This is a genomic window from Candidatus Bathyarchaeota archaeon (genome assembly GCA_026014805.1).
Taxonomy (GTDB): domain Archaea; phylum Thermoproteota; class Bathyarchaeia; order Bathyarchaeales; family SOJC01; genus JAGLZW01.
On the sequence record JAOZHR010000022.1, the window covers coordinates 33,631 to 47,917 of the forward strand.

Consider the following 14,287-nt stretch of genomic DNA (forward strand, 5'->3'; position numbering starts at 1 on the left):
AATAGTTAGAGGAAGTGTGATAGTTTCTGCGTAAGTCTTTTAAGCAAATCAACAAAAAGAGCATTTGAAGAAAGGAGATGTTTTGCATGAAGAAAAAGTTGATGGATATTCTGGCTTGCCCCATCGACAAATACCATCCACTCGAGCTTCACGTTTTTGAGGAGAAAGAAGAAATCATTGAAGGATTAATCGTTTGTCCAAAATGTCTGCGCTGGTACCCGATCCGCGACGAGATTCCCGAAATGTTGCCAGACGAACTTCGCGATGAAAAAGACGAACTGCCCTTCTTGAAAAAGTGGAAAAGCAAAATTTCCAAAAAAATCCTTACAGAAGGCAAACCGTTCAATTTGGAAGCAAAAATCAGAAAGAAAGACTAGTCACGTTTTGTTAAACTTCAATTTTATTGCGCTGCCTTTTTTAGAGGATTTTATGGCAGCTTCAGCGATTACTAAGGCCTTTAACCCGTCGACACCTGTGACCTCCGGCTCTTTATCTTTAAGTATGCTTCTTGCAAAATGCTGCAACTCCAGTTTTAATGGTTCTTTCCATTCATATCGTGGCTTCAATGTCTCTTCTAGAGTTTCCACGGTTATTTCTTGCGTGAGATAATTGAGTGACAATATCGCGTCGCTGCCCGTGAGCGTCAAATTTCTAATTTTGTCAGGTGTCAACCAGTTTGCTTCAATAAAAGCTGTTTTTCCACGCTTAAACGTGAGCATTATCTGGGCGTAATCTTCAAATTTTGTGTGCTTCAGGTTTCCAACTCTTGCATAAACCGTTGTCGGGTCTTCTTCAAAGATTTTCCGCATAATGTCTATTTCGTGAATTGCATAGTCTTTCACAACTCCTACATCGCCTATTCTTTCAGGCCACCGTGAAACCCGTTTAGCGGTAGCTGAGACAAGTTCGCCGATCTCTCCTTTTTTCAAAGCATCTTTGGCTCGTTGGATACCTGGGTTGAATCTTTCTATGAAACCCACCATCAAGTGTCTATCTTTTTGTTTTGCGAAGTCTACAATTTTTCTTGCTTCTCTGATTGTGCTGGCTAATGGCTTCTCAACCAGTGCATGCTTTTCCGCTTTCAACGTTCTCATAGCCTCGGTTGCGTGGGCTGTTGTCCATGTACAGATGCTAACTGCTTCAACGTCTTCTCGTTTAAGCAATTTTCGACTGTCGCTGTACACTTCGGCGCCGTATTGTTCAGCAATGGCTTTTGCTCTTTCTACATTAACGTCACAAACTGCTACGAGTTCAGTCTCTGAGAGTTCACTGAACACTCTAGCGTGATTTTTACCCCAGAAACCTACGCCGATAACTGCAACGCCAAGTTGCTTGTTCATTTTGTCCAAACTCCCCTTCCTAAGCCACGATACACAAATCCATATTTCTCTGCTTTTAATGGATCTATTACATGACTGATGTCCACTATTGCTGGCGATTTTTTGGCCAAGAACTTGATTTTTTTAAGGTTCAACCGCTCAAATTTGGAATGCCCTACTAGAATGATTATGCAATCCGTTTTTTCAACAACTTTGAATAATTTTTCGGCTTCAAAGCCAAGCTCCGTCAGCTCTTTTTTTGAAAAGAACGGGTCATAAATCTGCACTATCCTCACCTTCTTTTTGAGGAGATTAATAATGTTCCTTGTCAGTGTTCTAGGTGGTTCTTTGACGTTTGGATGTTGGGAAATCCCTAGAACTGAAATTTTTGCTCTTCTAACCGTTTTGCCGCAAACTTTCAAAGCGTCTTTTGCCAAGCGGAACGTGTAATCAGCAATTTCTTCATTTATCTTTCTAGCTAAATGCGTCAGGCGGAGGTTCAAGTTAATGTTTTCGGCTTCTTCATAGAGCAAGAAAAAGTCACTCCGCGCCGAACTATTCAAGACGCCAGGAAAGGGCAGATGGAATGTGTCACTTTTGTTGGCAACTTTCAAGATTTCAAGAAAGTCTATTCTAAGCCTTTCGCACAAGAATGCAAGCTCATTCGCTAAAGCTTGACTGGCCTCGTTACTTGCGTTTTGGAAAAGATTTACTGCCTCGGCGGTTTTCATGCTGCTGACTTCTATAATATTCGACTTGGTTATTCTACCTAAGACAAGATTTGCTATTCTAAGGCTTGATTCATCAATAGCGCCTACGACTCTCGAGAAGTTAGAAACTCTGCTTAATGGTTCCAGCGAATTCCCTTGAATGGGACTACAAGCCAAACCAAAATCTATGCCAGCCTTTAATCCAGATGTTTTTTCTAAAACCTCTCGCATAGAACCTTCAACTATTCCAGGTCCTGTGGAGCAGACAAACAGAACCAAAGAATCTTTCTGCAGCCCCATTCCTACCTCTCTGCACATTTTTTCTAATAGCGAATAGTCTGGCTTTTTCTTTCGGTCAACTGCCGTTTGAACGGCGATAACAATGATGTCACTTTCAGATGCGGCCTTTCTAGCATTAGAAGATGCAGTGAAAATCGCTTCTTTCATGTATCTTTCTAATGCGCGATAGGCTTCCTTTAAAAATAGAGTTTGCCCCTTCTTTAGCAATTCAAGGGCATGCGGATTTGTGTTTACGCCTATTACTCTGAACCCTGCGTCTGCAAAAAGACAAGCATAAGGCACGCCTATTTTGCTGCATTCGATGACGCTGACTGTGTAGTTTCCGCATTTTTCGAAACTGTCAACATCTTCTTTGTTAATGTTCATTATGCTGGACATTTTTTCACTTCTGTGGTGTTTATCCGGCTGGGCATTTTGTGGTTTGAAAGCTTGTCTTGAGTTTAAGGGCTTATGATTTGTTGCAGTTTTCGCTTATATTCTTTAACCAATATGTACGCTCTTTCTTTTGTCTCTGCTTCGGCGTAAAATCGGTATATGGGTTCGGTTCCGCTTGGTCTTATGAGGATGGAGCTTTTTTTTGGTAACCATAATTTTACGCCATCGATGGTTTCAGGATTTAAGTACTTGACATCTGCAACCAATTTTTTAAGAGCCAAAGTTTTCTTTTCGTTTGGGCATTTTATTTTGCCTTTTTCGAGGTAATAATGAGGCAATTCGCCCAGCAATCGAGACAGCTTTCTCTCAGTTTTCGCCATTATGTCCAAGATTAAAGCTGTTGTCATTGCACCGTCTCGTACTGGCTGATGGGGACCGTAAAATACGCCTCCATTTTCTTCTCCTCCCAATTTTGCCTTCAGTTTCTTCATAGTGTATGAGACGATGGTGCTTCCAACCTTTGTCCAGACTAACTTGCCGCCATATTTTTCTGCGATGTCTTTGACTACTTGTGAAGAGCTTACAGGCGTGACAATCATTTCTCCGCTGTTTGCTTGTAGAAAATGTTTTTCTATCAGGGCGAAGGTGCGATCTCCCCATTGTATTTCTCCTTTTTCGTCTACGAAGATAGAGCGGTCTGCATCACCATCGAAAGCAACGCCGAAATCTGCCCCAACAGTCTTCACCGTTGTTGCCAAGTCTTGTAAAATTTCTGGTGTAGGTTCTGACATTCTACTTGGGAATGTTCCATCGATGTCTGCGTTTATAGTGGTGACTCGGCAGCTTAGCTCTCTAAGCAAGTACGGTGTTACCAAGCCGCCTACGCCGTTGGCAGCGTCCACCACAACGTGGTAATTTTTTTTCCTAATCGCAACAACATCAACATGCTTTTTCACAGCTTCTTTGTATTCATCCAAGACTCTGAGCAAAACGTACACATGTCCAACTCTACACCAGTCAACGCGGTTCGCCTTGTTTTCAAAGAATATGTTTTCGATTTCAACCTCTTGTTGCCTTGGAATTTCTACGCCGTCTTTTGCCATCACTTTTATTCCATTATATTGAGGTGGGTTGTGGGAGGCTGTAATCATGACGCCGCCGTCCATTTGGTGATTTTTAACTGCGTATTGGATGCTGGGTGTAGGTGCCATTCCAGCGTCATAGACGTTGCAGCCTGTTGAAACCAGTCCACTTGTGACCGCGTTTGCTAGCATAATATTACTGACTCTGCTGTCATATCCTAGGAGAATTCTGCCTCGTTTGAAGAAGGTACCGATGGCTTCTGCAATTCTTATTGCAAACTCTGGCGTTAATTCCTCGTTAACTACTGCGCGGATCCCGTTTGTTCCAAACAATCGTCTTGACTTTTCCATTTTCCATTCGTCTCAGGTTACATAACGCATCTAGGTGTGAGTATATTTTCGGAAATTTCTTTCGAGGGGCATATTTTGACACCGTGGGTGAGAGTGATGCTATCTCGAATCACTGTGTTGTCGCCTATTAAGCATCCTCTTCCGATTTTCACCTTTTTTCCGATAGTGACAAACTCGCCTATTATTGCTCCTTCAACGGTCGTAAAATCTGAAATTGTAGTGTTTGGGAAAACGATGCAGTCTTTCATGCGAACTTCTTTCCCTACAAAAACGTTTTTTCCAAGAGACACGTTTGGACCTATAATCGATTTTTCTCCCACAGTCACACTTTCTCCAATAGCCACTGCTTCCTTGATTTCACCTTTCTTACCGATTCTCGCTTCCCCCAAATTATTGCTTGTTTCCATTCCTGCTTCAAGCCAAAGCCTGTTTGCTTTGATGTAGTCTATTGGCTTTCCAACATCGACCCATAAGCCTTTAATTTCGTGACCGAAAAGCTCTCCTTCTTCTGCAAGCTTTGGAAATATCTCCCGTTCTATGGAGCATCGTCTGCCCGCTGGGATGTAGTCAAATATGCATGGGTCAAAGACGTAAATGCCAGCGTTTGCCAAGTTGCTTGGCGCCTTTTTAGATGGCTTTTCTACAAATCTCGTAATGCGATTTTTCCTTGTTAGTTTCACCACCCCATAGCGGCTCGGATCTTTGATTCTGCGGAGTGCTATGGCTGCTATACAGTCGTTGCTTTTGTGTTGTTCCATAATTTCTGAGTAATTAACGTCGGTCAGGATATCGCCATTTAGCACTAAGAAAGGCTTTTTTCTTCCCAGAAGCTTTTCAGCCTGTTTTACAGGGCCTCCGGTTCCTAAAGCCCTTTGCGAAGAACATGCGGTTTTAGGTTTTAGTGGCATGTCTCTGGAGTAATGAAGTCTTATTCCATGTTTTGACTTACCGCAGATGTGCTCAAGGGCGTCTGCCATGAAGTTGACGGCAAGTATTGCTTCCTTTACGCCGTTTTCTGCTAGTCTTTTAAGCGTCAAATCGAGAAGTGGCTTGTTGGCTATTGGAAAGAGAAGTTTCGGTCTTGTGCAACTTAGGGGGCGTAGTCTTGTTCCGAATCCTCCCGCCAAGATTAAAGCTTTCAAAGTTTTCTTCGTTCTCCGAATAGGGATTTAGATTCTGTGATACTTGACTAAAAACTTTGTCGAAACACCGGACTCGTCAACATATCCAAAGCTGCCATCTTCAATCTTGTTCTTTCACGCTCGCAACTGCGCGCGCGCGTTTTTTATTCCCATTCTATCGTTGCAGGTGGCTTGTGAGTAATATCGTAGACCACTCGGGTCACATCAGGTATCTCATTAGTTATTCTCGAAGAAATCTTTTCAAGAACTTCGTAGGGAATCTCTGCAAAACTAGCAGTCATAGCTTCTCTGCTTTCAACAATCCGCACTGCAACCATGTAGCCATACGCTCTAGAATCTCCCTTAACCCCCGTGCTTTTGGTATCTGTCAACACCGCAAAATACTGCCACAATTCATCCTTAAAACCAGTACCTTCAATCTCATCAGTGACAATCCTGTCTGCCTTTTTCACAATATCCAACTTGTCCTCTGTAACCTCGCCTATTATTCTCACAGCTAGACCGGGTCCTGGAAAAGGCTGTCTCTTGACAATTCTATTGGGTAACCCTAACCTTTCGGCAACTTTCCGAACCTCATCTTTATACAGGTCTCTTAATGGCTCAACAACAGCTTTGAACTCCATTTTCGCGGGCAACCCAGCAACATTGTGATGCGTCTTTATCTTGTCCGAAAACTTCCCAAATCCTGATTCGATTCTGTCTGGGTAAATTGTTCCTTGTACAAGATATTCTGCGCCAACTTTTCTTGCCTCTTCTTCGAAAACGCGAACAAACTCTTCACCGATAACCTTTCGTTTCTGCTCCGGGTCGGTTACACCTCGAAGTTTCTGTAAAAATCTTTGTCTAGCATCGACGGCTATGAAGTTAATGTCAAATTTTCGGAATGTGTTCTCGACAAATTCTGGCTCGCTTTTCCGCATGAAACCGTGATCTACAAATACAGCTGTGAGGTTTTTTCCTATTGCCTTTGCGGCTAGGGCTGTCACTGTGCTAGAATCTATGCCACCACTCAACGCTACTATTACTCTATCAGCACCTAACAATTCTTTTGTATCGTCTATTGCTTTTTCCACGAAATCTTCCATGGTCCAGTTTGGCTCGCATTGACACACTTCAAAAAGAAAGTTTTTCAGCATTTTGTCTCCATTTTCTGTGTGAACTACCTCTGGGTGCCACTGCAACCCGTAAACAATACCTTTTTTGTGGCGGAAGGCAGCGACCGGACAGTTTTCGGTGTGAGCTAATGCTTCATATTCATTTGTGAGACTATAGACGATGTCACTGTGGCTCATCCATACTTTCTCTTTGCTATTTAACCCTTTTAATACACCAACGGGCTTATCTATTGTCGCGCAGGCGATGCCGAATTCTCTTTTCTCTGCGGGCTTGACCAGTCCTCCCATGATGTGAACTATTAATTGATGCCCATAACATAACCCCAAGACAGGGAGGCTCAAATTGAGGATGCCATGGTTAACTTTTGGGGCGTTCGGTTCAAAAACGCTTTGCGGGCCTCCCGATAAAATAAGACCTTTAACGTTAACCTTCTTTTGCCAACTTTCTATTTCAGTTGGTGAGATATCGTGGGAAACTATTTTTGAGTAGACATTGTTTTCTCTTATTCGCCTTGCTATTAGGTGGCAGTATTGTCCGCCAAAATCTAAGACTAGAACTGTGTCTATTTTCATGTCGATTCCTATCTTGTGAGTAGTGAGAACGCCTTTGTTACTTTACTGTTGCGGTTTAGGCGAAAAGGTCTTCTTTAATCTCTTATTGCTGTAACTTCTACCGTTTCTATGGGCAGTGATTTTGGATGTGCCCTTGTCGCGGATGTTGCATGCTGTGGCAGCTAGGCATTGAAGATTTGAAGATATTCCGTTTTGACCAGAACAAACTTCGATGTTGCCGCCATGCGCTCAATGTTTGGCGATCTAGCGATACGTATTTAAGGTTATCATACCGATATGCACGGATGAACATAATGGTGATTTGAAGATGATTAAACTTTCTAGAAGTGGACTAACTAGAATACAAACAAGTGTACTCATTTCCATTCTTGCCATTACGACAGTAGGAGGGCTTCTCTACTACTCTGACAGATCACAGAAGATTGGATTGAAAGTTTTTTGTGCAGGTAGTTTGGCGCTTCCTTTTGAAGATATTAGAGTTGAATTCGAGGCAAACCATACGAACGTTGAAGTGCAATTAGAACCTAGTGGCAGTATCATCTGTGTGCAAAAGATCACAGAACTTGATGAAGAGTGTGATGTGCTTGCATCTGCAGATTACACTCTGATACCAAATATGATGATGACTTCGGACTCAAACCACACAAGTTGGTACATAATATTCGCTGTTAATAGGATGACTATAGTGTATACTGACCAAAGTAGATATGCTGACGAGATAAACTCAACTAACTGGTACAACATTCTTCGAAGAAACGATGTGAAATGGGGGTTTTCCAACCCCAATATGGACCCGTGTGGGTATAGATCGCTCATGGTCATACAGCTTGCAGAACTCGAATATGACGATGATCTGATTTTTGAGGATCTAATCGAGGCTAACTCGGATATTACAGTATCTGAAGCCGACGGGATATATACTATAGACACTAATATGTCAGATTTGAATCCCAACACCGCGAAGTTGATGATTAGAGAGAAGTCCATTGACCTGATTTCTTTTGTGCAGGAGGGCGGATTGGACTACGCTTTTGAGTACTCGAGTGTCGCGAGGCAGCATGGACTCAAATTTCTGGTATTGCCTGAATCCATTGATTTGAGCTCTGATTATCATAAGGGCATCTACAAGACCGTGAGGGTTCGGAAAACCACAAAAACTAGTACTGGAAAGCCAATTGTTTATGGGTTAACAATACCTAATAGTTCCCCCCATCCAACGCTTGCTGCAGAATTCGTCAAATATATCCTCAATGAATTCGGTCAAAGTGTCCTACACAATAACGCGCAACCACCTGTTGTGCCAGCGGTAACAAATGACATAGACAAAGTTCCTGAAAGCCTTAGACCATACATAGTGGGGCAATGAGATTATGTCCATTAAAGTCTTCAAACGTCAACCTCTTTCTCTGATTTTTTTGCTTATAGGCTCTCTTATCATACTCTTCATAATTCTCACACTCTTCAACATGATTTTCCAGCAAATCGTACTCGAGCCAGGGAGTCTTCTTGAAGCAGCTAGTGACCCTGCAGTGATAAAATCGATTCTATTGACTTTATACGCTTCTTTTCTCGCAACCTTGGTCGCAGTAGCTCTTGGAACACCTCTGGCATATGTTCTTGCAAGGCATGATTTTTTTGGAAAAAGCGTGGTGGAATCCATCATTGATGTGCCAGTGATAATACCGCACAGCGTTGCAGGGATAGCTCTATATGCCCTGTTTATGCGTAGAAGCGCCATGGGAGGCGCCTTTTCGAATCTTGGTATCATCTTCGAAGATTCTCTGTGGGGTATTGTAGTCGCGATGCTTTTCGTGAACACTCCATTCTATGTAAATGCTGCGAAAGAGGGTTTTCAGAGCATCAATCCACATCTTGAACGCGTGGCCAGAACCTTAGGTGCCAGCCAGCAGAAAGCCTTCTACTGGATAACGTTGCCCTTGGCTATCCGCCACCTTTTTTCTGGAGCCGTAATGGCATGGGCTAGAGGTATAAGTGAGTTTGGCGCAGTAATAATTATAGCATTTTATCCCATGGTTGCTCCGATTTTAATATATTACGAATTTACCACTGGTGGCCTAGCTAAGTCTCAGCCCATAGCAGTCCTCCTAATACTTGTTTGCTTTGCAATTTTCATTGTTCTGCGCACATCTGCGAAGTACTGGGAGAGACGAAAATGATCACCTTTGAAAAAGTCAGTCACGAATGGGGCGATTTTTCCCTCAAAAACGTGACTTTTAACATAAACAGGGGGGAATACTTCGTTATCCTCGGGCCTACAGCTGCTGGTAAAACCTTAATCCTTGAAACTATTGCTGGATTCTACATTCCACGTGAGGGGAACATCTTCCTAGATGGAAGGGACACTGCAAGCATCCCACCAGAGAAGCGCAACATCGGCTTTGTCTATCAAGACTATTCCTTATTTCCTCATATGTCGGTAGAAGAAAACATTGCTTTCGGTCTGAAAATGCGGAAGCTTCCTAAGAGAGATGTTGAATCTAAAGTCCAGAGTATAATGGATTCCATGCACATTTCTTACATTAAAGGTAGGGTTCCTTCAACTCTTTCTGGTGGGGAACGACAGCGGGTGGCTTTAGCCCGTGCCCTCGTGATAAACCCTGATATTCTTCTCCTTGATGAGCCATTAAGCGCTTTGGATTCAAGAACTCAGGAATCACTGAGGGAAGAATTAAGGAGAATCCATAAAGTACAAGGTACAACGACGATTCACGTCACTCATAATCAAGATGAAGCTTTGGCGTTGGCCGACAGAATAGGCGTAATAATGAATGGTGAAATAGTCCAAGTTGATACGCCTTACAAGATTTTCAACGAGCCTGTGAGTGAGGAGATGGCGGTTTTTGTTGGGGTGGAAAACATTGTTAGAGGAAGGGTAGTGTCGAGTGAAGAAGGTGTGGCTCTAGTGCAAGTCGGGAGCAATCACATAAGTGCGCTTTCTAATATTGGAGCCGGGGAAGTAAACGTTTTCATTAGACCCGAAAATGTAGTCTTATCTAGAGATAAGTTAGAGAGTAGCGCACGAAATAGTGTTATTGGGAAGATTACTGACATAATTCAGTTTGGGGCGATACTTAGAATATATATGGATAATGGTCTTTCGGCTTTAGTGACGAAGCAAGCAATAGAAGAGCTTGAATTGAATGTTGGGGAAAAAGTTTATGCTTCATTCAAGGCTACAGGTGTGCATCTGATTAAACGATGAAACTATTTGGGCGTGTGTGTGCAAATAATTTACAGGTCATTCTATCGAAAGGCAAGCACTTTCCTACACACGACGTTCGTTTTACGCCAAAAACGCCCAAATCCATCTGAAACCAAGAAGTTGGAGAGTTTATAGAGACGAGACGGTCCCTAAAGACTCGTCCACATATATCTGAAACCTGGTGGAGCAATTTTCCGTTGGGCTAACGCCTACAAACCATGTCTAACCGAATATCAGGTCTCCGCAGCTAATACCTTCTGAAATGTTCAAGTTCATTAGTTGTCTCACTTGTATCTGAAATTCTCGAAATTCCCTTTAAAGATACATTATTCCACGCTAAATTTCGTTGAGGAACTGCTGCTTCTGCCTCAGTTCATAGGCTATGTCTTACCAGGTAATTAAGGCGGCTTCATTGCTTGTTGGAAAAGGGAGGGACATATGGAAAAACCATTTTCAATAGGGAGAAAGGAGAAGGCTTTGAGAAGAAAATTCTCTTCTTTTATCCATATGTATCCCTTTTTTCAAGCTCAACCGTCGTAAGACTTACGATAGCATACAACTATAAAAAGCTTACGATATAAACAAACTAACAAACGATAATTTCTAATTTAAACATTATAAGTTGAAAGATAGAGAATAAACGATTGTGTGTCGATATGTTTTAAAGTTCTACAAGTAGGTAAAAACATTTATTAAGTCTTAATATACGAGTTACACTAAGCTTGGTGGGCAAAAATGAAAAGCACCTTAAAAGCAAACAATAAACCGTTTTCTTCCCTACATGAGAAAGTAAAAAGTGACTACTTGCGCCGGGCATCAAAAAACCACGCATTGTGGAGCGATTTGCCTTTGGAAGTAAGAATGAAACAAGCAATGAGACCAATGTACCTAACTAGATATGAATAACAGCGCGCATTCCATATATCCACCCTCTTGTTTTTATAACGTGTCTTTTGATATTTCTACATTTGTTTGACGCAGTAGAGAGGTTATCCTATTAGATTTCCTAATGAGTCGAGGATTCTTTGTTGGTATGGAGACTTATGGAAGAAGCTCTGATTTGGCGGAAGCTAGTTAACGTTGTGCTGAATGTGATGTTTTGACATTGTGTATCCTTATTGATGTGCTCCGCTCTGCTTTTTATAGGTCCATGATACCCCGAGTTGCGCATAGCCTGATGAGCATACCTGTTCGTTGCGCGTGCCAACAAAAGCTCCGTGCTTTAGAAGATTGATTGTGCTGCGAAACAAACCTGAAGATGTTCTTCTCGCCTTATTAGCCAGCTTTTGCAAACGATACACAACAGTCATGCTTTATATTCACAATACGAATACTTGGGCATTCGCTGGGATATTGTTTATTGATGCATTAGATTTATCTATCTTCATGCCATTAGTATTTCTCGAAGACAATTGCGGGGAGAAAACTGAGCCCAATGGTGAAAAAATCTCCTTCAAAAGATGAAGCCTTAGAAGCTTTAGACTTCATAATCAATGTTCTCAGAGAACACGAGAAAGATCTTGACCGTTTGATAGGTGAACTGGGCAACATAACATCGTCAGTGGGTAAGACAGGCGAGATGGCTGAAAAGATTGAAAAAGTTGAAGAACGTCTCTCCACTCTTCAAACTGAGATTACTGGTTTGATAGGTATTCTTTCTTCTCCCCGTAAGCAACCAGCAGCACTACCAACTGCACTATCTACGGCATCAGCTGCTCCAAGGGGACCACCAGTAATAGTTCGATGTAAACAGTGGAATGACTTCAAAACATTAGCAAAAGGCGCAGACACTGTGTCTTTTCTGTTCAGAGAGACCGAGAAGAGCTTTCAAGCAGACGCTTTAAAAGATGGGCGAGTACTGACTTTTAGCGGTGATTTGCCAAAAGATGCGAGGTTACTGAAGTTGTGGTTGGCTAGCGAGTTAGAAGTAGGAGAAGAGAAGATTTTCGAAGGCATACTCGCAATAGGATAAATTTGTAATTGGAAATCAGGTTGCAATATACGCGTATTAATATTCTTTTAATTGCCAAAATTCTTCTGGAGAGACGTTGACTTTTCCTGCTGATGCGACATTGTATGGGCAAACTTTTATGCATGTTGAGCAGTCTGTGCCATTTTTGTACCAGAAAAGATAACACTGTTCAACGTTGACGTACCATTTCAACGCTCCAGGATTATTAGATTGGCATGCTGTTTCGAAGCTTGGTTCATCATCCATTGAAATCGCACCTGTCTCGCAATACTTAGCGCATAACTTACATTTTTTGCAGAACTCTTTTACTCCAAACTCTATAGATTTATCCGCTTCCAGCGGAAAATCTGTTATAACCTTGCAGAGCCTAACCCTTGGGCCATATTGAGGCGTTATCAATAATCCATTACGACCCAGTTCTCCAAGTCCAGCGTCAATTGCAAGTGGAACGCTTAAAGCAGTATCGTTTCCACATTGAATTGCTTTGTATCCGAGATTTCGGATGAACTCGCCCATGCATGCAGCTATGAAAGACATTTTCGAATATCCCACCCCTGTGGCAGCCGCCGCGGAAACAGCTGGAGAGGTTGCAATCCCATCTGCGTCCATTTCAACTGCCATAACGATAACGTTTTCGAATTTCTTAGGGATGTCAACGTCAGCGTAAACCCAATTTCTGTTGAGATTGCAGATTCCAACGAGCGAAGCGCCGAAAAGCTTTGCTGCCCGCTTGATGTAGATGTTCATCTTATGTAGGTCATTGATCTCGCGTTTAGTTTTTGCCCAGTCAATTCCAATAGTATCTACAGGTGTTTTGTGTGTTCTAATCCTGGTCCATGAGAATCCATCTTTGAAAGCGTCATGTACTATCCAAGAGGCATAGGCCAAGGCAAAGTCTACTTGCGAATATCCCGATTTTCCTTGAGTAATTATGTCAAGAACTTTTTCATTGTAGTTTTTCTTGTAGCCTTTCCACGACGAGTCCCATTTGACTCTTTCAAAAATGATGTTTTTCTGGGTGAAACGCCGAAGTTTAGAGCGGTCAACAATGTAGGGTGGCTCTTTGACTACCTTTACCGAGATTTTCGGGACCTTACTCTTCTGGTTCGGAACGTTTATGTCGCGCAAAGTCATAGCATGGCCCTCAAAGATAAGAGGTATTTATCATATTAAATCCATTGTTGTAGAAATCAAACGCGTATTTGATGTGCCCGTTGTTGAGGTCGCAACCATTTGGTTATTGCTGCTTCCTCGCTTTGTATACATCCCAACTATTCGCTATGTTTTGCATAAGCTCTGGCTGGATGTTGTAGAAGTCGTTTATTTTTCCTTGTGGAAAGAATATTCTGATTAGAAAGCTCTTTTCAAGTCTGTTTAGTTTCAACATGCTCAGTTCTGGCTTCTTTGGAAGGATGTCCTTGTATTTGTTGTAAAAACTTTCAAGGACAGGGAGAATGCATTCCTCAATTAGCTCTTTATTCGTTACATTTTCTGAATGGGGAAAGCCTACTTCGAAGGAGTAGTCGATTACGTTTCTTCCGGTAGAATAATTAAGGATGGTGCTGTCCAAGACTTTCCTATTTGGTATCTCCATGATGTTATATGTAGGTGTGTATACTTTCGTGTAGTTGATGGTTATCTCTCGCACCTCCCCTTCAACATCTCCTATTTTCACGTAATCCCGAATCATAAATGGCCTCGATATCATGATGTAAAGGCCAGCCAAAAAGTTTCCCACAGTCTGTGTGGAGGCAAACCCAATAGCTGCTCCAGTCAAAGCGGAAACTCCAACAAACCAGTCAGTAGGCAAGCCGAAAAAAGATAAAAAGGCAACCATGCCAGCTGCAGCAATAATAATTCTAGCGATTAACTTGAAAATGTTTTCAACATGAGGCGGTAACCTTAAACGCTGTGAGTATCTGGCGATTGCCCTACGTATCAACTTGTCGGCAACAAGCATTGCAACTAAGATAATCAAACCTTTTGCAATAAGCAGAAGATTCTCCATCGTTAAAAAATCTTCAAACATACGAAATTTCTCCTCTTAGGAAGGATTTACCATTTTACAAAAATATTTATATGTTTCTATTGGTTACGGCGTTTCGCATCAATTTATATATACAAT

Annotated in this window: 12 protein-coding genes; 5 read left to right on the top strand and 7 right to left on the bottom strand. The window is 42.0% G+C overall.

All coding sequences use genetic code 11. The annotated features are described in order from the left end of the window. Positions 1-86 precede the first annotated feature (86 nt). On the top strand, positions 87-377 hold the full coding sequence (locus NWE91_05330; GenBank protein MCW3985814.1) for a Trm112 family protein: 291 nt from the start codon (positions 87-89) through the stop codon (positions 375-377). On the opposite strand, the gene NWE91_05335 is transcribed toward NWE91_05330, so the two are convergent. The 5 genes from NWE91_05335 to guaA all read right to left on the bottom strand — a co-directional run bounded on the left by NWE91_05335 (position 378) and on the right by guaA (position 6,973). Further along, positions 378-1,340 carry a Gfo/Idh/MocA family oxidoreductase gene (locus NWE91_05335; GenBank protein ID MCW3985815.1) on the bottom strand — a complete coding sequence of 321 codons (963 nt, stop codon included), beginning with the start codon at positions 1,338-1,340 and terminating at the stop codon, positions 378-380. Continuing rightward, positions 1,337-2,707 (bottom strand): nucleotide sugar dehydrogenase, encoded by a 1,371-nt coding sequence (locus NWE91_05340; protein ID MCW3985816.1) that lies wholly within the window; start codon positions 2,705-2,707, stop codon positions 1,337-1,339. The genes NWE91_05335 and NWE91_05340 overlap by 4 nt, the downstream gene beginning before the upstream one ends. Before the next feature lie 62 nt (positions 2,708-2,769). After that, positions 2,770-4,137, bottom strand: coding sequence for a phosphoglucosamine mutase (gene glmM / locus NWE91_05345; protein ID MCW3985817.1), 1,368 nt, complete (start codon positions 4,135-4,137; stop codon positions 2,770-2,772). A gap of 17 nt (positions 4,138-4,154) precedes the next feature. Then, entirely contained in the window at positions 4,155-5,279 is a 1,125-nt protein-coding gene (locus tag NWE91_05350) for an NDP-sugar synthase (GenBank protein ID MCW3985818.1), read from the bottom strand. 143 nt (positions 5,280-5,422) lie between these two features. Next, positions 5,423-6,973 (bottom strand): glutamine-hydrolyzing GMP synthase, encoded by a 1,551-nt coding sequence (gene guaA, locus NWE91_05355; GenBank protein ID MCW3985819.1) that lies wholly within the window; start codon positions 6,971-6,973, stop codon positions 5,423-5,425. A gap of 301 nt (positions 6,974-7,274) precedes the next feature. On the opposite strand from guaA, the gene wtpA reads away from it, so the two are divergent. From wtpA to NWE91_05375, 4 genes are all read left to right on the top strand, one after another. Continuing rightward, positions 7,275-8,333, top strand: a complete 1,059-nt coding sequence (gene wtpA / locus NWE91_05360) for a tungstate ABC transporter substrate-binding protein WtpA (GenBank protein MCW3985820.1) — start codon at positions 7,275-7,277, stop codon at positions 8,331-8,333. Between the two features lie 4 nt (positions 8,334-8,337). Continuing rightward, a complete protein-coding gene (locus NWE91_05365; GenBank protein ID MCW3985821.1) occupies positions 8,338-9,144 on the top strand; it encodes an ABC transporter permease in 807 nt (268 codons plus the stop codon). Next, the gene (locus NWE91_05370; protein ID MCW3985822.1) at positions 9,141-10,190 is read left to right on the top strand and encodes an ABC transporter ATP-binding protein; all 1,050 of its coding nucleotides are present in this window, start codon (positions 9,141-9,143) and stop codon (positions 10,188-10,190) included. The genes NWE91_05365 and NWE91_05370 overlap by 4 nt, the downstream gene beginning before the upstream one ends. A 1,435-nt stretch (positions 10,191-11,625) precedes the next feature. After that, positions 11,626-12,162 carry a hypothetical protein gene (locus tag NWE91_05375; GenBank protein MCW3985823.1) on the top strand — a complete coding sequence of 179 codons (537 nt, stop codon included), beginning with the start codon at positions 11,626-11,628 and terminating at the stop codon, positions 12,160-12,162. Positions 12,163-12,198: 36 nt separating this feature from the next. Here NWE91_05375 and NWE91_05380 read toward each other — a convergent pair whose 3' ends face one another. After that, positions 12,199-13,296 (bottom strand): reductive dehalogenase, encoded by a 1,098-nt coding sequence (locus tag NWE91_05380; protein MCW3985824.1) that lies wholly within the window; start codon positions 13,294-13,296, stop codon positions 12,199-12,201. A gap of 103 nt (positions 13,297-13,399) precedes the next feature. Then, positions 13,400-14,191 carry a mechanosensitive ion channel family protein gene (locus NWE91_05385; protein MCW3985825.1) on the bottom strand — a complete coding sequence of 264 codons (792 nt, stop codon included), beginning with the start codon at positions 14,189-14,191 and terminating at the stop codon, positions 13,400-13,402. Between the last annotated feature and the right edge of the window lie 96 nt (positions 14,192-14,287).